Origin of the sequence: Deinococcus fonticola, assembly GCF_004634215.1 — a bacterium.
Taxonomy (GTDB): domain Bacteria; phylum Deinococcota; class Deinococci; order Deinococcales; family Deinococcaceae; genus Deinococcus; species Deinococcus fonticola.
In genome coordinates this window covers 17,409-34,823 of sequence record NZ_SMMH01000006.1, presented here as the reverse complement: position 1 = coordinate 34,823, position 17,415 = coordinate 17,409, and the positions used below count along the sequence as shown (strand labels likewise).

Sequence of the window (17,415 nt, the reverse complement as noted above, 5' to 3'; positions counted from 1 at the left end):
TCTCGAATTTGCGGAATAGAGTTCAGAACGGTATAAGCCCCAAAGTCTCTGAAGACTCCCTTTCTGGGGGTCTTTTTTCATTCACAATGGCGGGCATGACTTTCACTCCGCCCCTCACGCACCACGCGGACGCCACCGCCCACCTGTCGCGCGATCCGGTCATGCGGGAGGTCATCGCCCAAGTGGGTGAACTGGCCGTTCTGACCCCCACCCCCGACCCTTTCGGCACGCTGGTGCGCAGCGTCACCGGACAGCAACTCAGCGTGAAAGCGGCCGCCAGCATCCACGCCCGCCTGGTCGAGCGCCTGGGTGAAGTCACCCCCGAAACCCTGCTGGAAGCCGATGGCGACGACCTGCGCGGCGTGGGCCTTTCCTGGGCCAAGGTTCGCACCCTCAGGGCCGTCGGCGAGGCTGCCGCCACCGGACATATCGACTTCGACCACCTCGCCATGCTGCCCGACGAGGAAATCATCGCTGAATTGACGCCTCTGCCTGGCATTGGCCGCTGGACCGTCGAGATGTTCCTGATGTTCGCTCTGGCCCGCCCGGACGTGTTCAGTTTCGGAGACCTGGCCCTGCGTCAGGGCGTGGCCCGCTTGCACCCTAACTTGCAAAACCATGAAGTCATGGCCCTGTGGGAACCCTACCGCACCCTCGCGGCCCGCTACATCTGGGCCGACAATGCCCGAATCAAGAAGGGTGGAATGCCGATTTAATCAGGCTGGGGGAAATTCAGGCAGTGTAGAGGCAGGCCCAGACAATTTCGGCCTAAGCGACACTTTTTCGCAAGCTGCTCAAGTTCAGCTGCGGTCAACCAGAGGCCGTCTGCCTCCGTGTAGCGGCCAGGAGTCCCCGTTGGCAACTCGTAAGTGAGTTGACCACGAGCATCCTGATCAAGTCGCAGGCGGGAAATATCGGTGTCGGACATGCTCCTGACGTGTTGGGGCTATTTTGTCCACTTCATGACTCGTTCTCCTGTTGCCACTCCGCAAAGGGAATGCGCCTGATCTCGAAAGTATCCCGCGTCGTGGCGTACCCGCCGCGCCCACCCATGCGCCCGATCAGGTCGAGGGCGGCCGTGTCTACATAATGTTTTTCGGCGTTCTGAATGGCGTCGGCGCAAATACTGATGCCCAGCACCTCACCCAGCACGATGCGCGTCCGGCCAATCAGGAGGGTCTGCACTTCACGGCACTCCAGTACGGCGGGACTGAGCGCCACACGGGGTGTCCGAACCTTCAGACCCGCGACCAGTTCAATGCCAAGCGTGTCCGGCTCACTGTACTGCGATGGAAATTCCGTGGCGGTGGCGTTCATGACCTCTGCCAGTGCCCGGCTGACCAGATTCACCGTGAAGTCCGCCCCACCTGAAATGTTCCGGGCAGTGTCTTTGGGGGTGCCGTCCGGGTGGTTTCCCGGCGCGAACGTCACCACCGGCGGGTCGCTGCCCATCAGGCCGAAGAAACTGAACGGGGCGAGATTCACGCGGCCCTCTTCGTTCAGCGTACACACCCAGGCCACCGGGCGCGGCACCACGCAGGCGGTCAGGAGTTTGTAACGCTCCGCCGGCGGCAGGGCCGTCAGGTCAAAATGGGTGTGGGCCGGCTGATCCGTCATGGACATGCTCTAGCATAGGGGCGTGAGTTCCGGCGACCCCACCACCTACCGCGAGGCTTACGCCACCCTGTCCCGCATTGCCGCCGAGCTGGAGAACGGCGACGCCGACCTGGACGAGGTGCTGCCCCTGCTGGAAGTTGCCCGTGAGGCTTACGCCCACTGCCGCCAGCGCATCGAGGCCGTGCGCAGCGTGCTGCAAGGCGACTGGGACGATCCCGAAGACCCTGGCAGTGATCTCGATGGGGAAGACGGGGAAGAGGACGCCGCCGATATCGAGTAATCGAGCGGGCGTTCACAGGGTATCTTTGCAGCCATGACCGACGCCGCCCGTCCCCAACCGGAAAGCGACAGGAAGGTGCCGAAACACGCCGAGGAACGCACGCCCGTCGTGAACCCCCTGATGTACCGCCTGGTGATCACCGCCACCTACCTCCCCGTCATTTTCAGTGACATGCACCTCGAAATTCACGGGCGCGAGAACGTCCCCCCGCCCGGCACGCCCCTCGTGGTGGCGGCCAACCACGTGTCCGCGCTCGACCCCTTTCTGGTCGCCAAAGCCCTCCCGCCGGGACGTTACCTGCAATTCATGGCGAAAAAAGAACTGTTCAAACCCGTGATCGGGTGGATCATTCGCACGGGCGGCAGCTTTCCGGTCGACCGCGAGGGCAACGACGTGGGGGCCGTGCGTACCGCCGTGCGCATCCTGAAAGACAACGGCACCGTCGGTATTTTCCCCCAGGGGCACCGGGGCGGCACAGAAATGCAGGGCGGCGTGGCTCTCATCGCCGCCAAAGGCCGCTCACCCATCCTGCCCGCCGGCATCAGCCGGGACGAGAAGCGCTGGATCGTGCGTTTCGGCCAGCCCATCGAGGCACGCGGCGGCATCAAGGCCACCACCGAGGAACTTGACCGCGTGCTCAAGACCCTGGCGCAACCCGTCGGCATGAAGCTGTAAGGTCAGCGTTTCGGGTTCTTCCTGGCCGGGCAGCGGTTCTTTCAATCGCGCGTTCAGACGTGACACCTGAGCATCAACGAAAATCAATTTCGAATTTGTAGCAAGGGCAATTCCCGAAGAACAGCGTCCAGGTAAGGTTTGAGTTGCGCCGCCTGATGTGCCTGGACTTCATTTGCTGGCTGGGTACGCTGCTGGTGATACAGGTTGTCACCCGCCCAGCGTGGGAACACATGCAGGTGGTCATGCCACACGTCCTGATTCCCGGCGGGTTCATTGTGTTGCCGGGTGCTGGTGCCTTCACAGCCCAGATGTTTGAAGGCGAGCGACACACGCCGCGCCAGCGCCTGAATGCGGGCCGCGATCTCGTCCGGCAGCACATAGATGTTTTCGAAGTGTCGCGCCGGAATGATGAGCACGTGACCGGGGTAACCGGGGCGCGTGCTGAACTGCCCGGCGGCCATGAACGCCACCACCTGAGCATCCCGGTAAATAACTTCGCTGGCCCGGTTGAGGAGGGGCGGCCCGAATTTCCCCGCGGCCAGCAGGCAGAAAGGACAGGTGTAGGCGGGAGGAGCGTGGCTCATGGCTCTGAGCGTATACTGCCCTTGACGACGGCTGGGAAAGCCAGTGACAACCTTTTCGGGGTTCATTCTGGCACTGTCGCGCAACGGTAACGCTTCCGCCGGAGGTGAAGTCCGAACACCAGCGCCGTCCACCGGGGTCACTGTCATTCGTGGCTGGCCCTGCGTGCCACATCACCTCTCGCGTTAAGGGGAAAGTGGGCCGCGCCGGAAGACTTTGAGAGCCGCGGACGCTTCTTTTCCTTTTTCGCCCGGTCAAAGGGCGTTTTTTTATGATGGATACAGCCAGGAGAAGTATGTCGGCATCTCGCTCCATTTCCCTGCTTCCCAAAGCGACACTCTTGCTGGTGCTGCTGCTGGGGGCAGTGGTCCTGGGGACGGGGCTGGGTAGCGTGAATATTCCCCCCGCCGAGGTGCTCGCGGCCCTGTGGCGCGGCGTGAGCGGCCAGGAACTGGCGCCTAACGACGTGATCGTGTGGCAGGTGCGCCTGCCCCGCGTGGTGATGGCAGTGCTGGTGGGCGCGTCCCTGAGCGTATGCGGCGGGGCGTTTCAAGGTGTGTTTCGCAACCCGCTGTCCGACCCTTACCTGCTGGGTGTGGCGAGTGGCAGTGCGCTGGGGGCCACGCTGGCGATCACGGCAGGCTGGCCTCACGCGTTGATTCCACTGGTGGCCATGGTCGCGGCGGTGGCCGCCGTGCTGATTACGCTGTCCCTGGCCCGTGAAGGAAGGCGTTTTCCGCCCACACGCCTGATCCTGGCAGGCGTGGTGGTGGGCAGCGTGTGCAGCGCGGCCACCACGGCCCTGATCCTGCGCGGTGAAGACCGGGCGCGGCAAGTGCTGTCGTACACCCTGGGTAACCTGAGTTTCAGCGGCTGGAAGGACGTGCTGACCGTTCTGCCTTACGTGGGCCTGGGGTGCGGCGTGCTGCTGCTGCTGGCCCGCGCGCTGGACACCCTGCAACTGGGCGACCTGACCGCCCGCAGCCTGGGCATTCCGGTGGATCGTCTGCGCCTCATTGTGGTGGTGGCCGCCAGCCTCGCCACGGCGGGCGCGGTGGCTTACGTGGGCATCATCGGGTTCGTGGGCCTCATCGTGCCGCACATCGTCCGGCTGGCGTTCGGCGCGAGTCATAAAGTGCTGCTGCCGCTGTCCGCGCTGCTGGGCGGGGCGCTGCTGGTGCTGGCGGATCTGCTGGCCCGCACCACACCCCTCTCGCAGGTGGGCATCGTTACCACCCTGCTCGGTGGGCCGTTCTTCCTGTACCTGCTGCGCAAAGGCGTGAAGGAATGACGGCCCAACGGTCGGCCCAGCTAACGGATCAGCGGACGGATCAGCCACCAGCCAGCCGCGATCAGCTTTCCGCCATCGACGTTCATGTGCAGGCGGGCAGTTTCCCGGCGGTAAGGGGCGTCAGTGCCTCGTTTCAGGCGGGGCGGTTCTCCGCGATCATCGGGCCGAACGGCGCGGGCAAAAGCACGCTGCTGCGCGCCCTGCTGGGCCTCAGTCCCGTGAAATCCGGGCGGGTGGAGCTGCTGGGCCGCCCGCTGGCGGCGTGGGGCCGTTCGGAACGTTCACGCCTGCTGGCTTACCTGGCGCAAACCGAAGCCCTGCCGCCCGAAACCCGCGTGCGGGACGTGGTGGCGCTGGGGCGCGGCGCAGGCGGCTGGAAGTGGGGCCTGATTCCCACACACCCCTGGACGCCCGCCGACGAGCAGGGGGTGCAGGACGCCCTGCACAAAACCGACACGCTGAGGTTCGCGGACAGGCGCGTCACGGAACTGTCCGGCGGCGAGAAACAGCGGGTGGCCCTGGCGCGCGCGCTGGCGGCCGGGCCGCGCTTCCTGCTGCTGGACGAACCCACCAATCACCTCGACCTGGGGTACGCGCTGGAGGTCATCCGTTACCTTCAGTGCGAGGTGGCGGGCGGCCTGGGCGTGGTGGCGGTGCTGCACGACCTGAACCTCGCGGCCCGCGCCGATCACGTGCTGCTGCTGCACGAGGGGCGCGTGCTGGCCGGGGGCACGCCGGAGCAGGTGCTCACGCCGGAGCACCTGCATGCCGCGTACCAGGTGCGCGTCAAGGTGCTGCGCGACGAGGGCCGCCTCATCATCATCCCGGAGAATTGAAGCCATGTCTGCCAAGTTCTTTCCCACCAACGGTCACCTGCTGGTCTGCCAGAACGGCACCTGTCAGCGCCTCGGCTCGCCGCTGCTGTTTCAGGCCCTGTGGAAGTACCTGGAACGTGAGAACCTCGCCTATTACAAGAAGGGCGGCACGCTGCGCCTGACCCAGAGCGGTTGCCTCGGCGCGTGCGGGTACGGCCCCACCCTGTGCGTGTACCGCCAGCGCGGCGGGCAACTGGAGGAAGCCTGGTACGGCGCGGTGGACTTCCCGCTGGCCGCTCAGATTGCGCAGGCTGTGCACAGCGAAGCCGATTTGCCCACCGAACGCAAGTACGGCCCGACTCCTCCCAACCTGGACTGAATCGTGGATAAAACGTTCAAGCCGAGCGAAACGAGAAGGAGAAAAACGGGTTCCGTTTGTTCCATTCCCAATTCCCAAAACGGAATCCGTATCAGGAGTAAAGAAAACGAAGCACCTCCGCCGGCAGCGGGTGTTTCGCCTGTGCATTCACCCACAGGTGCAGGCCGCGCAGCTCGGCAGGATCGCTCACCAGCCACACCGCCCCTAACCGGGGCCGCCCACGCTGAAAGTCCCGGCCAGCCTCGGGCGGCAGGGGTGAGGCCGCCGCGTTGTTCAGCACTTTGAACGCGGCGGCCAGCAGCGCGTCTGCCGCGCCTTCCAGTGGGCCGTCGTCCGGCGGCAGGCTGACCACCAGCAGGTTCGCGCTGCCTGGAGCCAGCTGGCCCACCTTGTCGCTCAGGACTCGCGCCAGCTTGATGTCCAGCGCACTTCCCCCGGCGCGCAGGCGCGTGACCTCCACCTGCAAGGGTGTATGCGTTTTGAAGGTCACCCCGAAATCCGCGCTACGCCCGCCCTCGGCCCGGCGTGGCTCGTACTGCACCGTGAAACGCCGGTCTGCCAGGAAGTGCCGCGCCACGGCCCACTCGGCCAGCAGGTCAAGCTGGGCGGCCGGATCACCCACCTGCCGGACTTTGCGGCGAAACTTGCTCTCGTTGCTCTCCACGAAGGCCAGAAACGCGCCCGAAGTCAGGCCCCAGTGGTGCAGGCTGGGGGCCAGCGGGTGTCCTGGGCCGCACACGCGCTCGATCAGGCGCTCACTTCGCGTGGACATTCAGGGGATATTCAGGGCAGCCAGTTGCCGCCGCAGATGAACACGCCCAGCCGCTCCGGCAGGTTCTTTCCTTCCAGCAGTGTGGCAATGGGCAGGGCGGCGGTGGGTTCCACCACCTGCTTGAGGTGCTGCATCATCAGCCGGTGCGCGGCGCGAATGGAGTCCTCGGAGGCGGTGACGATCTCGTCCACACGGCCCTGCATCACCGGGAAGGTCAAGGCCCCGACCGAGAGGGAACGGACACCGTCGGCGACGGTCTGGGGCGGTGCGGGCAGGCTCACGCGCTTCCCTGCCGCGAGGCTCTGGCGGGCGTCGTCGGCCACAGCCGGTTCCACCCCGATGACGCGGGTGTGCGGCCACACGGCTTTGATGACTGTGGCGATGCCGCTGACCATGCCGCCCCCGCCCACCGCGACCAGCACGGCGTCCGGCGCATCCTTGACCTGCTGCGTGAATTCCAGCCCCTGCGTTCCCTGCCCCGCCATGACGTGCCGGTCATCGTAGGGGTGAATGAAATGAAAGCCATGCTGGGCCGCGTACTCCCGGGCGTGAATGTCACCTTCGGCCCGCGGGGAATCCATGACGGCCGCGCCATAGGCCCGCACTGCCCCCCGCTTCAGGTCGGTGCTGTCGTCGTACATGAAAATCGTGGCGGGAACGCCCAGCACGCGGGCCGCGAACGCCACGCCCTGCGCGTGGTTGCCGCTGGAGAGGGCCACCAGCCCCGGCGTACCGGCCGGCAGTTGCAGGGCGGCGTTCAGCGCCCCGCGCACCTTGAAGCTCCCGGTTTTCTGAAGGTGGTCGGCCTTGAACAGCAACTCGCGCCCCAGCGCGGCGTTCAGCGTGCGCGAAGTCAGCACGGGTGTCCGGTGGACATGCGGCTCCAGGCGAGTCGCGGCGGCCTGCACGTCACTCAGTTCGATCATGCCAGCAGTCTACGCGGGGCCGTCGGCCACACAGGAAGATGACTGCGACCTGATTCTCGCAGTCATCTTCTTTGAGTTGAGGTGGGCTTTAGTTGCGGACGACCGCCAGAATTTTCTCGCCGTACTTCTCCAGTCGGGCTTTGCCCATGCCGCGCACGGCGGCCAGGTCGTCCAGCGTGTACGGAACGCGGCGGGCAATTTCGGCCAGGCTGGCGTTGCTGGCAATAATGAAGCGGCTGATTTCCTGGCGTTTCGCTTCGGCATTGCGCCACTCGCGCAGGCGGGCGTAGATGGCAGCCTGTTCGTCGGTGAGGTTCGCGGCGGGGTCTTCCTTCGCGGGAGTGTCCGTGCTGGTATTCGGGCCGACGGCGGGTGCGGCGGGCAAATCCGGCTCGGGATTGGGCGTGTGTTCCTCCACCATGTGCGCGGCCTGCACGGTGGCGGCACTGGGCTGCACGGTGGGCGCGGCGTCTCCGGCGTCCGCCAGGTCGGCGGCGGGCCGCGCCGCCCCTGGCCCCAGGACATCCGGGACGCCACTGCGCTGATCGGCCGCATCCGGGCCGTTGCTGACGGTGTGGGTCAGGGGCGGAGTGCTGTGCTCCAGGTCACTGAACACGATTTCCGGCTCCCACACCTCCTCGTTGCCGGTCTGGGTTTCCTGGGGCCGGGGATCGGTGGGACGCGGGTCGGCGTCAAAGTCGGTGTTCGGGGCGGCCTCGAAGGTGAAGCGTTGCAGTTCGTCCGGCTGGGCACGGTCTGGGCGGTTTTGCCGGTCGGGCATGCTGGGCCGGTCGGCCTGGGGCCGCTCCCCCCGGTTCTGGTCGCGCCCGCCTTCCCGTGGGCTGTTATCCCGGGCGCTGCTGTCCCGTTGACTGCCCTCCCGCTGGCCACCTTCGCGCGGGTTGCTGTCCCGTGGGCTGCGGCGCTCGAAACGGCGCGGCATTTCCCGCTTTTCCTCGCGGCGCTCGTCTCGTCTGTCCTCCCGGCGTTCCTGTTGCGGGCGCTCGGCGGGACGTTGCGGTTGTTCCAGTTCACGGGGTTCGCGTTCCTGTTCCTGTGGGCCGCGCAGCAGGGCCAGCACCGTGTCGGTGTCCTGAAGCCCCGGCGTCAGCAGAAGTCCGTCCGGCACGTGCCTGGCCGCCGCCAGCACGCCGCCCAGCGGGGTCAGGGTGTCGGGCGCGGCGTCGTGCATCAGCAGCAGGGCCGTGGGGCCGGCTTCACGGGCCGCTCCGCCCAGGCGCTCGGCGACGTTGCTGACGGTGCGGGCACTGCGCGCCAGGCGCAGGGGCAGGGTGGCCACGTCGCGCAGGGCCAGCGCCGCGCTCAGGGCGTCCGGGGCCGGCGCGGCGGGTTCCGGGGCGCGGCCCAGGCCAAACAGCGCGGCCAGTTGCACGTCCGTATGCCCGCTGACCGTCGCGGCGTTGCGGTACACCACGTAATCCGCCCCGCGTTCCGGCCAGCCGCCGCCGGGGGCCAGCGTGGCGTCCACGATCACCTTGACGCCTGCCCGCGCGGCGCGTTCCAGCGTGCGGGCATCCGGCTCGAACAGCCACACGGCCCGCGCCCCGCCCAGGTCGCCGTGCAGGTCGGCCACCGCCAGGCCCGCTTCGGCAAAGGCGCCGCGGCTGAGATTCAGGCGCCCGTCCACGCGCAGCGTCCCCGGCCCCAGCAGGGACACCAGCTGCCGGGCCAGCGCCGCCTCGCCGGAAAACAGCAGGCCCCAGTCGGCCTCTTCCAGCGCCGCCAGGGCCTGCGCCAGCAGCCGCAGCGGGTCACCACGTTCGGCGTGGAGTTGCACGAGCCGCGCGTCGGGCCGGAGGGAACGTGATTCAGTCATGACCTTAATATGCCGCAGATACGCGCAAACTGGGGAACCCTGGCCCGCCGGCCTGCGTACAGTGAAGTGATGAAAAAGATTCTGTTTCTGTCCCTGACGCTGTTGCCTGTGGCCCACGCCCAGGGGACCAATGCTATTCCCGCTACCCCTGCGCCTATCACCCAGCCGTCTGTTTCGCAATCACCTGTTTTGCAGCCGCCCGTCTCCCCGGCCCCAGTGGCGCCCTCAACCGCCCCGGCACGGCTGAAGCTCAGCGCGCCGGTGGGCACCAACGTGGAACTGCGCAGCGTGACCACCTCACGCCTGACGGTGGCGAACGTGCAGGTCAGCGCCCGCCCCGGCGGCCAGGTCACGCCCGTTCAGCTCGAGGAAGTCAGGCGCAGCCTGCAGCAGGGGATCAGCGCCATGAACAGCGCCGGCACCACCACCGTGAACGGCAAGGTCTTTTTCAAGGTGGCCAGCCGCGACGCCGCCGGTAACACCACGCTGGTCAGCAGTGTCGTGCAGGCCCTGCCCGCCATTCCCGGCAGCCCCTCCTTCAGCAAAGCCCAGAACCTCACCCTGCGCGTCACGCAGGGCGTGGCCCCCGACGGGCAGCTCACTGGACTGAAGATAGACAGTGACCAGCCGCAGATGAACGCCATGCTCAAAACCCTGACGCCAGCTAAATTGCAGCAACTCTCGAAGGACCTGAGCGGCAACAGCGCAACCCTCTACAGCGTGCCCCTGCAGGTCGGACAACCCCACAGCGTCACCCTGTCGCTGGACATGCAGGACCTGATGAAAAGCCTGGTGGGCGCCTTCGCCGGTCAGGAAGCCGGGCAGCTGTTTCAGAATTTCAAATCCAGTCCGCTGACCGTGACGACCACCACCACCTACCAGGGCCTGAATGCCGCCGGCCAGCACGTGTTCGACACCAGCAGCCAGTATGCCGCCTGGCAATTCAGCCTCACCAGTCAGGACGCCCGCATGCCCATGACCATCCGCGCCGAACTGCTGAAGGTTCAATCTGGCGGCACCAGCGCCTACACGCCCGCCGGCTTGCCGGTCACCCTGTCCCAGAAAACGAACATGTCCATGAAAATGACCATGGACATCGAGGACGTGCGGGTGAACCTGACCATGAACATCGAGCAGGGCCAGAGCATGCAGCCGCGCTGAACCCATGAATAAGGAGGCTCGGGGCAGTCGGTTCTGAGCCTCCTTTCTTTACTTCCCGAACCTTCTGTCCCGGCCCTGGAAGTCGCGCAAGGCACGTAAAAAATCGACGCGCCGGAAGCCCGGCCAGTACACGTCACAGAAGTAATACTCGCTGTACACGCTTTGCCACAGCATGAAGCCCGAAAGGCGAATTTCGCCGCTGGTGCGGATGATGAAGTCGGGATCCGGGATGTCGGCGGCGTACAGGTGACGGCTGATGTCCTCGGGTTGCAGCCCCTCGATGACCTCCGCCAGCGTTTTGCCTTCCTGCTGCTGCTGAAGCAGGTGGGCTTTGACAGCGTCCACGATTTCCTCGCGCCCGCCGTACCCCACCGCGATATTCAGGCGCATGCCGGTGTAGTGTGCCGTCTTGCGCTCCAGTTCCGACAGGGCTTCCAGCACGTTCGGCGGGAAGTTCTCGTGCTGCCCGATCGCCCGGACGCGCACGCCGTTGGCGTGAATGCGCGGGTCGCGGGCCAGGTTGCGGGCCTCGCGGTCGAACAGCTGCATCAGGTGCGCAACTTCTTCCGGGTCGCGCCGCACGTTGTCGGTCGACAGCACCCAGATGGTCGCGGCGGGAATCCCCAGTTCCAGGCACCACTGCAACACCTCGTGGGCCTTGTCGATCCCGAACTCGTAGCCCACTTCGCGCTGTACCCCGGCGGCCCGGGCGAAGCGGCGGTTGCCGTCCAGAATCAGGCCCAGGTGCCGGGGCAGCCGCCCGTGGGTCTTCACTTCGCGGCTCAGGCGTTGCTCGTAGCCCCACAGCAGTGCGCCGCGTGCCGCCGTGCGGGTCTTCTGCGCGGTACGAAGGGCGTTCTTCAGGGGCTTGGCGGGCATATACGGCGCAGTTTAGCGCGAGCACGCGCACTGGCACGAGAGCCAAAAGGTGGAGGGCGGCCGCGCGGCAAAGAAAAATCCCCCGCGTGAACGGGGGAAAAGCCTCGGGGGAGGGGATTAGACCGCGAGCACCTGACGCCCGTCGTAGTAGCCACAACTGGGGCAGATGTGATGCGACAGCTTCTTGGCCTGGCAGTGGGGGCAGGCGGTCAGGCTGGGGGCCGTGAGGGCGTGGTGGCTGCGGCGCATGTCGCGCTTGCTCTTGCTGGTCTTCTTCTTGGGAACGGGGTGCTTGGCCATGATTTTTCTCCTCGTGGAGCCGCTCGGCGCTGTCCTGAAGGTGCTGCCGGGGCAACTGCTCAACCAGGCCCAGGGAGGACTCCGGCGAGACAACAGCGGAAAGTATAACACAAGACCCGCCCGCGTGAAGCCCGTCAAAGAGGAGTGTAACGCAGGGAGAAAGGGGCAGTGGAGATGTGGATGGGTGGCCCCCGGACCGGCTCCGCAACCGGCCGCCCCCAACCCCTTTAAAGTAGTGGGGTGGAACTGGTCGAACTGTCCCCCGTGACGTGGCAGGCGGGCCTGCACTGGGTGGACCTGCTGGGCATCCTGGCCTTTGCCATGTCGGGGGCACTGCTGGCCGTGCGCAAGAAATTCGACCTGTTCGGCGTGGTGGTGCTGGGCTGCGTGACCGCCGTGGGGGGCGGGGCCATCCGGGACGCCATGACCGGGCAGACCCCGCCCCTCTTTCTGCGCGACGAAACCTACCTGTGGGCAGCCCTGACGGGGTCGCTGCTGGGGTTCGGCTTCGGCGAGCGGCTGGCACGGTTCGAGCGCACCATGCGCTTTTTCGACACGGCGGGCCTGGCCCTCTTCGCGGCTTCCGGGGCGCTGGGGGCCATCAAGATCGGGCTGGGGCCGCTGGGCGTCATTTTTGCCGGAACGATCAGTGGGGTGGGCGGCGGCATCGTGCGCGACCTGATAGCCAACGAGGTGCCGGAAGTCATGTACCGCCGCGAGCAGCTGTACGCCACGGCCGCAGCAGCGGGTGCGTGGGTCACCCTGCTGCTGTACTCGCGCGTGCCGCTGTGGCAGGCGCAACTCGGCGGGGCGCTGGTGGTGGTGCTGCTGCGCTGGATGTCGCGGCGCGGCTGGGTTCGTTTGCCGGTGCGCCGCCTGCCCTCGGAACGGCCAAAATAAAAAACCCGCCTTCTCTGGCGGTGATAATAAAAAGATAGCCCGTTATTCAGGAAAAGTCAAATCTATGCGTCTCCGCCAAATTTTGCTGTCTGTAACGGTCTTTTTTGCAAGCCTCAGATGGGGTTATACGAAAAGGAACAGCATCTCTTGATTGCTGTTCCTCCTGCTCGACTCCTCATTGCCGCCGGCTCAGCGGGTGATACTTGCAAAACTCTGGAGGGCGCGGAACTTCATGTCCTCGACGGCCGACCAGTCGGGCGTGGTGCGCTGGTAGACCTGCCGGGTGAGCGTGGGGACATCCGGGGCGGTGTTGTGAACAGGCGCTCCGGCGTCCTCGCAAAAGCCCCAGACTTTGGGGTCGTAACTGATTCCGGCGAACGGTACCCCCGCCGCCGCCGCCAGAATCACCGCATGCAGGCGCACCCCCACCACGAACCCGCTGCTGGCAATGATGTCCAGCGCCGCCTGCGGATCCTGGGTGCTGACCAGCTGATCGGCGTCCAGGGCGCGGGCCGCCGCGTCGTCCTGTTCGGGCATCAGGCTCAGGGCAATGATGTGCCGGCCATGCTCGCGCAGGTGCGCCGCCATCTGCCGCAGCGGCTCCTGCGCCTCGGTCACGTCGCCGCGCGGCGCGATGACCACCGCGTGCGGGTTGCGTACCAGTTCCGGCGAAGGCTCCAGCAGCAGGGCCGGGTCGCCGCCCAGGTCGGCCTTCACGCCCATGCGGCGCAGGGTGTCCAGGCTGCCCCGGTCGCGCACGATGACTTTCAGGCCCTGCAAGGCGGCGGCTACCTTTTTCTCGCCAGCGGGGCTCAGTGGCCCGATGCTCTGGTTGAAGATGATCACGCGTTTACGCAGCAGCCTGGCAGTGCGGATGATGCCCAGGTAATAGGCCAGCGTGCGGCTGCTGGTTTTGTCCTGGAGCAGCCCCCCGCCGCCCGAGAGCAGCACGTCCGCGCCCGCGACGGCTTTCAGCAGTTCGGCCGGCTTCATGCGTGGGGCCGCCGATACCCCGTACTGCGCGGCGCTTTCCTCGGGGGTGTTCGACAGCAGCACGGGCGTGTGGCCCTGCTTTTTCAGTTCGCGCGTGATGGCCAGGGCAATGGCTTCGTCCCCGGTGTTGCCGAAACCGTAATAGCCGCTGATGACGACTTTCATGCGTTCACCTGTGCGCCCCGGGCCGGGGTCTGGCCGTAACTGACCCAGAGCTTCATCCCGACCTCGACGGCCTTGACCAGAAGCAGACCCAGCACCAGCCCCAGGCCCAGCCCGATAAAGCAGCGCGCCGCACTGATCAGAAACGGCGTGTGAAAGTGAGAGAAGGTGTTCAGGATGCTGGCCTGACCCATCACGCCCGCCAGCAGCATCAGGGTGCTGAAGTACCCCGGCAGGCGGCGGCTCAGGCCCAGGATGGCCAGCGGATGCGCGCCCACCTCCTTGAAGCGCGGGCGCACGATGCTGTCCTGCACTTCCCGGCGCAGCGAGGCCTCGAAATCGCTGACGCTGCCGCCGGTGGCGTTGCCGCGCCGCTCGAACACGGTCATCAAGAGCAGCAGGCCCAGGCCCATCACGGCAATTTCTCCCAGGCGAATGGGCGAGGCGTACAGGTCACCCAGCGTTTTACGAATGTCCTGCCGGGGCAGGAAACTGGCGGCCACCAGCGCCAGCGGCAGCAGCAGTGTCAGGCCCACGCCCCGGAACGGCTCCAGGCCCAGGGTGCTGGAGGTGCTGGCCCCCAGCGCCGACACGAATACGACGCCCAGCAGGCTTAGCCCGGTGGCCAGGAACCAGTCGGTGACCCGGCTGCGCCGCAGCACCAGCCCCAGCGCCGGAAACGTGACGGCGGCCACCAGCGCCCCGCCCTCGAAGGGATGAAAGCTGTTCAGGCCAAAGCACAGCAGCAGCGTCAGGCCCGCGGCGATCAGGCCCAGGCGGCGCAGCGGGAAATTCAGGCCCAGCATCAGCAGTGCGGCCAGTGGCCCCAGCACGCTCAGCAGGCGCAGCGTCCCGCTGGGCCGGTAGGCCTGCACGACGGGCGACGTGACCTGCACCCCGGATTTTTTCAGCAGGCCTGCCGTGCGGGTCAGCATGGCCTCGGTCTCGTTGATGGTCGGGTAAGGCCGCAGGTACAGCAGCCGCTGACCGCGTTCACGCGCCGCCAGGTTGAACTTGCTGGCCACGTCCAGCGGGTTCAGGGTGTTCTGCCAGCTCGGCGACAGCGCAAAGAGGCGTACCCCGCCGTGGCTCACCACCAGCTCCTCCAGACCCTTCTGGATGTTCCCCTCGATGATTGCGGGCTTGCGCTGGCCCATGGCCTTATCCACCTGCGCCAGCAGTTCCGGGGTGCGCGCCCCGATCACTTCATCCCCGGTAAAGGCGATGTAAGGCACGTCCGGCCAGTCGCTGCCCACCTTGTTGACCGGCACCGCCTCGTCGTTGTAGGGGCGGTACACCAGTACCAGGCCCTGCTTTTTCAGGTCGCCCACCAGCGCCTTGTTCGGCCCGGCGGGCAGGTAACGCGGGTCACTGGGCCACTCGGTCCACTTCTCTCCGCCAATCGTGACTTCCCTGGTCGGGATGGTGTAGCGCCCCGTCAGGGCCTGTGCCACCGCCGGATCGCTGGTGCGCATGTATACCGCGTTGGTCTTGACGTTCTGACGCGGGAAATCGGCGGCCAGGTCGGCACCGTTTTTCAGGTAGAGGTCGCCGCGCTGTTCCAGGCTGGCAATGGTGTCCTCGTACAGCGCCACGCCATTGACGCCCAGCGCCCGGTACCTGTTCAGCAGCGCCTGCGGCTCCAGGCCGTAGCGCCGGGCCTGCGTGACCAGGGCCGGGTAATCCATGACCAGCGCCGTTGTTTTCTGCGCCTGTTCGTACGCCACCCGCTGCAGGGTCAGGATCAGCGCCGGAAGAAACGACAGCAGCACCAGCCCCAGCAGCGGCAAGGTCAACGGATGATGGGTTTTTGCTTCGGTTACGCCGGGAAACACCGGAGGCCCAGCGGTGTTCAGAGGCGGGGCAGGTCGGGAGGACGGGTCGGCATTTGTCACGCCCCACATCCTAAAGCCATTACTTAAGAACAGTAAGGAACGCCACAGCAGTCAGGTACTCAGCCGCCCCAGGGCCTCACCGCCTGCTGGTTTGGCCGCCGGGACAGGGCTGGTGACGGCCTGAGCTGCAACGGTGAAGCCCGTTTACACCGCTGTGTGGATGCGGGCGGCCAGCATGTCCAGCGCGGGTTCGTTCATGCCGCCGTGGGGAATGATGACGTCCGCGTAGCGCTTGGTCGGCTCCACGAAACTGAGGTGCATAGGGCGCACGAACTCCAGGTACTGCTCTATCACGCTTTCCAGGGTGCGCCCGCGTTCCTGCGTGTCGCGCAGCAGGCGGCGGATAAAGCGCACGTCCGAGTCGGCGTCCACGAACACCTTGAGGTTCATGCGCCCCCGCAGTTCCTCGTCGTACAGCGCGAAAAAGCCTTCCAGCACCACCACCCGCCCCGGCAGCACCCGCGTCGTGGTGCTGGAGCGCGTGTGCTGCGCGAAGTCGTACTCCGGCATTTCAATCGGCACGCCCGCCAGCAGCGCGTCCAACTGCTCGCGGAGCAGCGTCCAGTCGAAGGCTGCCGGGTGATCGTAATTCGTCCCCAGCCGCGTCGCGAAGGGAATGTCCGACTGATCGCGGTAGTAATTGTCCTGATTCAGCACCGCCACGCGGTCTTGCCCCACCGTTTCCATCACCCGGCGCGTCACGGTGGTCTTGCCGCTGCCCGAGCCGCCCGCCACCCCGATTACGAAGGGGGCAGTCATGCGCTGAACCTGCCTGCGGCGTGGGAGGTTGGGTTGACGGAGGGTGGTTCCATAAACCCCAAATTATGCACGACAGACCTCTTCATGCCCGCCCCAGGCTGCCGATCAGCCCGATGCGGCGGGCGGCCATCTTACGGGCGACGACGTGCGGAGGTTTGTGGGACTGCTCGGCGAACGCCATGATGCGTCCGACGGTCTGGTACACCTTCTCGGCGGCCTGATCCGCCGGGATCTCGGTGGCCGAGGCGATCAGGCCCGCCGCGTTGATGGCGTAATCGGGAATATAGGTGATGCCCGCTTCCTTCACGGCTTCCTCACCGTGCAGCGTCAGGGGGTGGTGCTCGCCCCCGGCGATCATGCGGCATTGCAGGCGGGGCACGTCCCCACTGTGAATGCTGTGCCCGAACCCGCACGGAGCCAGGATGTCGCAGGGCGTGTCGAGCGCCTCCTGGCACGGCACCACGCTCGACCCTTCCAGTTCGTGGGCCAGGGCCTGCGCTTTGTCCAGCCGGAAATCCGACAGGATCAGTTTCGCGCCCTCGCGGTGCAGGTGTCCGGCCAGTGCCCGGCCCACCACGCCCACACCCATGATCACGACCTTCACGCCGCGCATGCTCTCGGTGCCCAGCACGTACTTTGCCGCTGCTTTCATGCCCCGGTACACGCCGTAAGCCGTGATGGTGCCGGTATCGGTGTTTTTTCCCAGCGTGGCCGGGGTTTCCTGCCCCACGAACTCGATGTCGGCCGGGGTCACGCCCAGGTCCTCGGTCAGCACCACCCGCGAGGCCAGCGGGGCCACCTGCCGCCCCAGCGCCCGGAACAGCGCCTCGCGGGCGTGCGGGTCGTCTACCCCGGCTTCCGGCATCATCAGCACGCACGCGCCGCCGCCCAGGTTCAGGCCGGCCAGCGCCGACTTCAGCGTCAGGCTCTCGGAAAGGGCCAGGGCGCTGCGCACCGCCAGTTCCTCGGTCTGTTCGCGCAGGCGCACGCCCGCGATGGCCGGGCCCAGCACCGTCGAATGCACCGCCAGCGCCGCCTTCAGGCCGCTCGGCGCGTGGTGCAGGAGAGTCAGATTCTCGTGCCCCCGCGCCTCCATTTCCTCCATGATCAGCATGTTTGCGTCCTCCAGTCGGGCCCGTTCGGGGCCGGCTCCTTAATGACGGCAGGGTAGCACCCACTCCGGCGCCGCAAC

19 protein-coding genes are annotated in these 17,415 nt (G+C 66.4%); 8 read left to right on the top strand and 11 right to left on the bottom strand.

Annotated features, from left to right (window positions below):
- The first annotated feature begins 95 nt into the window (after positions 1-95).
- Positions 96-716: a DNA-3-methyladenine glycosylase family protein gene (locus E5Z01_RS05260; RefSeq protein WP_135228404.1), complete on the top strand. Its 621-nt coding sequence runs from the start codon at positions 96-98 to the stop codon at positions 714-716.
- Between the two features lie 244 nt (positions 717-960).
- Here E5Z01_RS05260 and E5Z01_RS05255 read toward each other — a convergent pair whose 3' ends face one another.
- A complete protein-coding gene (locus tag E5Z01_RS05255; protein WP_420810830.1) occupies positions 961-1,623 on the bottom strand; it encodes a flavin reductase family protein in 663 nt (220 codons plus the stop codon).
- A 16-nt stretch (positions 1,624-1,639) separates the two neighbouring features.
- Here E5Z01_RS05255 and xseB point away from each other — a divergent pair, with 16 nt between their 5' ends.
- Together xseB and E5Z01_RS05245 are read left to right on the top strand one after the other, a co-directional pair.
- Positions 1,640-1,897: an exodeoxyribonuclease VII small subunit gene (gene xseB, locus E5Z01_RS05250; protein ID WP_135228403.1), complete on the top strand. Its 258-nt coding sequence runs from the start codon at positions 1,640-1,642 to the stop codon at positions 1,895-1,897.
- A 33-nt stretch (positions 1,898-1,930) separates the two neighbouring features.
- Positions 1,931-2,572 carry a lysophospholipid acyltransferase family protein gene (locus E5Z01_RS05245; RefSeq protein WP_135228402.1) on the top strand — a complete coding sequence of 214 codons (642 nt, stop codon included), beginning with the start codon at positions 1,931-1,933 and terminating at the stop codon, positions 2,570-2,572.
- A gap of 83 nt (positions 2,573-2,655) precedes the next feature.
- Here E5Z01_RS05245 and E5Z01_RS05240 read toward each other — a convergent pair whose 3' ends face one another.
- Positions 2,656-3,156 (bottom strand): HIT family protein, encoded by a 501-nt coding sequence (locus E5Z01_RS05240; protein WP_135228401.1) that lies wholly within the window; start codon positions 3,154-3,156, stop codon positions 2,656-2,658.
- 293 nt (positions 3,157-3,449) lie between these two features.
- Here E5Z01_RS05240 and E5Z01_RS05235 point away from each other — a divergent pair, with 293 nt between their 5' ends.
- From E5Z01_RS05235 to E5Z01_RS05225, 3 genes are read left to right on the top strand one after another with little or no spacing between them, the layout of a single operon-like run.
- The gene (locus E5Z01_RS05235) at positions 3,450-4,445 is read left to right on the top strand and encodes a FecCD family ABC transporter permease (RefSeq protein ID WP_240738195.1); all 996 of its coding nucleotides are present in this window, start codon (positions 3,450-3,452) and stop codon (positions 4,443-4,445) included.
- Positions 4,442-5,281: an ABC transporter ATP-binding protein gene (locus E5Z01_RS05230; protein WP_119763984.1), complete on the top strand. Its 840-nt coding sequence runs from the start codon at positions 4,442-4,444 to the stop codon at positions 5,279-5,281. Before E5Z01_RS05235 ends, E5Z01_RS05230 begins: the two co-directional genes overlap by 4 nt.
- Positions 5,282-5,285: 4 nt before the next feature.
- Positions 5,286-5,639, top strand: a complete 354-nt coding sequence (locus E5Z01_RS05225; RefSeq protein ID WP_135228400.1) for a (2Fe-2S) ferredoxin domain-containing protein — start codon at positions 5,286-5,288, stop codon at positions 5,637-5,639.
- A gap of 91 nt (positions 5,640-5,730) precedes the next feature.
- Here the strand turns inward: E5Z01_RS05225 and E5Z01_RS05220 are convergent, their stop codons facing one another.
- The 3 genes from E5Z01_RS05220 to E5Z01_RS05210 form a co-directional block, all read right to left on the bottom strand.
- Positions 5,731-6,411: a hypothetical protein gene (locus E5Z01_RS05220; protein WP_135228399.1), complete on the bottom strand. Its 681-nt coding sequence runs from the start codon at positions 6,409-6,411 to the stop codon at positions 5,731-5,733.
- Between the two features lie 11 nt (positions 6,412-6,422).
- Entirely contained in the window at positions 6,423-7,337 is a 915-nt protein-coding gene (locus E5Z01_RS05215) for a threonine/serine dehydratase family protein (protein WP_135228398.1), read from the bottom strand.
- A gap of 88 nt (positions 7,338-7,425) precedes the next feature.
- Entirely contained in the window at positions 7,426-9,174 is a 1,749-nt protein-coding gene (locus E5Z01_RS05210; RefSeq protein ID WP_135228397.1) for an HRDC domain-containing protein, read from the bottom strand.
- 69 nt (positions 9,175-9,243) lie between these two features.
- Between E5Z01_RS05210 and E5Z01_RS05205 the strand changes: the two genes are divergently transcribed.
- Entirely contained in the window at positions 9,244-10,335 is a 1,092-nt protein-coding gene (locus E5Z01_RS05205) for a hypothetical protein (RefSeq protein WP_135228396.1), read from the top strand.
- A 48-nt stretch (positions 10,336-10,383) separates the two neighbouring features.
- Here the strand turns inward: E5Z01_RS05205 and E5Z01_RS05200 are convergent, their stop codons facing one another.
- A complete protein-coding gene (locus E5Z01_RS05200; protein ID WP_135228395.1) occupies positions 10,384-11,214 on the bottom strand; it encodes an isoprenyl transferase in 831 nt (276 codons plus the stop codon).
- Positions 11,215-11,331: 117 nt separating this feature from the next.
- Positions 11,332-11,514: a 50S ribosomal protein L32 gene (rpmF, locus tag E5Z01_RS05195; RefSeq protein ID WP_119763970.1), complete on the bottom strand. Its 183-nt coding sequence runs from the start codon at positions 11,512-11,514 to the stop codon at positions 11,332-11,334.
- Positions 11,515-11,754: 240 nt separating this feature from the next.
- Between rpmF and E5Z01_RS05190 the strand changes: the two genes are divergently transcribed.
- The gene (locus E5Z01_RS05190; RefSeq protein WP_240738194.1) at positions 11,755-12,414 is read left to right on the top strand and encodes a trimeric intracellular cation channel family protein; all 660 of its coding nucleotides are present in this window, start codon (positions 11,755-11,757) and stop codon (positions 12,412-12,414) included.
- Between the two features lie 189 nt (positions 12,415-12,603).
- Here E5Z01_RS05190 and csaB read toward each other — a convergent pair whose 3' ends face one another.
- From csaB to E5Z01_RS05170, 4 genes are all read right to left on the bottom strand, one after another.
- Positions 12,604-13,572 carry a polysaccharide pyruvyl transferase CsaB gene (gene csaB, locus E5Z01_RS05185; RefSeq protein WP_135228394.1) on the bottom strand — a complete coding sequence of 323 codons (969 nt, stop codon included), beginning with the start codon at positions 13,570-13,572 and terminating at the stop codon, positions 12,604-12,606.
- A complete protein-coding gene (locus E5Z01_RS05180; protein ID WP_240738193.1) occupies positions 13,569-15,473 on the bottom strand; it encodes a DUF5693 family protein in 1,905 nt (634 codons plus the stop codon). The genes csaB and E5Z01_RS05180 overlap by 4 nt, the downstream gene beginning before the upstream one ends.
- A 135-nt stretch (positions 15,474-15,608) precedes the next feature.
- Positions 15,609-16,223, bottom strand: coding sequence for a uridine kinase (udk, locus tag E5Z01_RS05175; RefSeq protein ID WP_135228393.1), 615 nt, complete (start codon positions 16,221-16,223; stop codon positions 15,609-15,611).
- 82 nt (positions 16,224-16,305) lie between these two features.
- Positions 16,306-17,337 carry a Glu/Leu/Phe/Val dehydrogenase dimerization domain-containing protein gene (locus tag E5Z01_RS05170; protein ID WP_135228392.1) on the bottom strand — a complete coding sequence of 344 codons (1,032 nt, stop codon included), beginning with the start codon at positions 17,335-17,337 and terminating at the stop codon, positions 16,306-16,308.
- Positions 17,338-17,415 lie beyond the last annotated feature (78 nt).

Bases quoted from the DNA above. Each gene is read 5' to 3' on its own strand.
- E5Z01_RS05260 (WP_135228404.1), top strand. From the start codon at position 96: ATGACTTTCACTCCGCCCCTCACGCACCACGCGGACGCCACCGCCCAC.
- E5Z01_RS05255 (WP_420810830.1), bottom strand. From the start codon at position 1,623: ATGTCCATGACGGATCAGCCGGCCCACACCCATTTTGACCTGACGGCC.
- E5Z01_RS05245 (WP_135228402.1), top strand. From the start codon at position 1,931: ATGACCGACGCCGCCCGTCCCCAACCGGAAAGCGACAGGAAGGTGCCG.
- E5Z01_RS05240 (WP_135228401.1), bottom strand. From the start codon at position 3,156: ATGAGCCACGCTCCTCCCGCCTACACCTGTCCTTTCTGCCTGCTGGCC.
- E5Z01_RS05235 (WP_240738195.1), top strand. From the start codon at position 3,450: ATGTCGGCATCTCGCTCCATTTCCCTGCTTCCCAAAGCGACACTCTTG.
- E5Z01_RS05230 (WP_119763984.1), top strand. From the start codon at position 4,442: ATGACGGCCCAACGGTCGGCCCAGCTAACGGATCAGCGGACGGATCAG.
- E5Z01_RS05225 (WP_135228400.1), top strand. From the start codon at position 5,286: ATGTCTGCCAAGTTCTTTCCCACCAACGGTCACCTGCTGGTCTGCCAG.
- E5Z01_RS05220 (WP_135228399.1), bottom strand. From the start codon at position 6,411: ATGTCCACGCGAAGTGAGCGCCTGATCGAGCGCGTGTGCGGCCCAGGA.
- E5Z01_RS05215 (WP_135228398.1), bottom strand. From the start codon at position 7,337: ATGATCGAACTGAGTGACGTGCAGGCCGCCGCGACTCGCCTGGAGCCG.
- E5Z01_RS05210 (WP_135228397.1), bottom strand. From the start codon at position 9,174: ATGACTGAATCACGTTCCCTCCGGCCCGACGCGCGGCTCGTGCAACTC.
- E5Z01_RS05205 (WP_135228396.1), top strand. From the start codon at position 9,244: ATGAAAAAGATTCTGTTTCTGTCCCTGACGCTGTTGCCTGTGGCCCAC.
- E5Z01_RS05200 (WP_135228395.1), bottom strand. From the start codon at position 11,214: ATGCCCGCCAAGCCCCTGAAGAACGCCCTTCGTACCGCGCAGAAGACC.
- rpmF (WP_119763970.1), bottom strand. From the start codon at position 11,514: ATGGCCAAGCACCCCGTTCCCAAGAAGAAGACCAGCAAGAGCAAGCGC.
- csaB (WP_135228394.1), bottom strand. From the start codon at position 13,572: ATGAAAGTCGTCATCAGCGGCTATTACGGTTTCGGCAACACCGGGGAC.
- E5Z01_RS05180 (WP_240738193.1), bottom strand. From the start codon at position 15,473: ATGTGGGGCGTGACAAATGCCGACCCGTCCTCCCGACCTGCCCCGCCT.
- udk (WP_135228393.1), bottom strand. From the start codon at position 16,223: ATGACTGCCCCCTTCGTAATCGGGGTGGCGGGCGGCTCGGGCAGCGGC.
- E5Z01_RS05170 (WP_135228392.1), bottom strand. From the start codon at position 17,337: ATGCTGATCATGGAGGAAATGGAGGCGCGGGGGCACGAGAATCTGACT.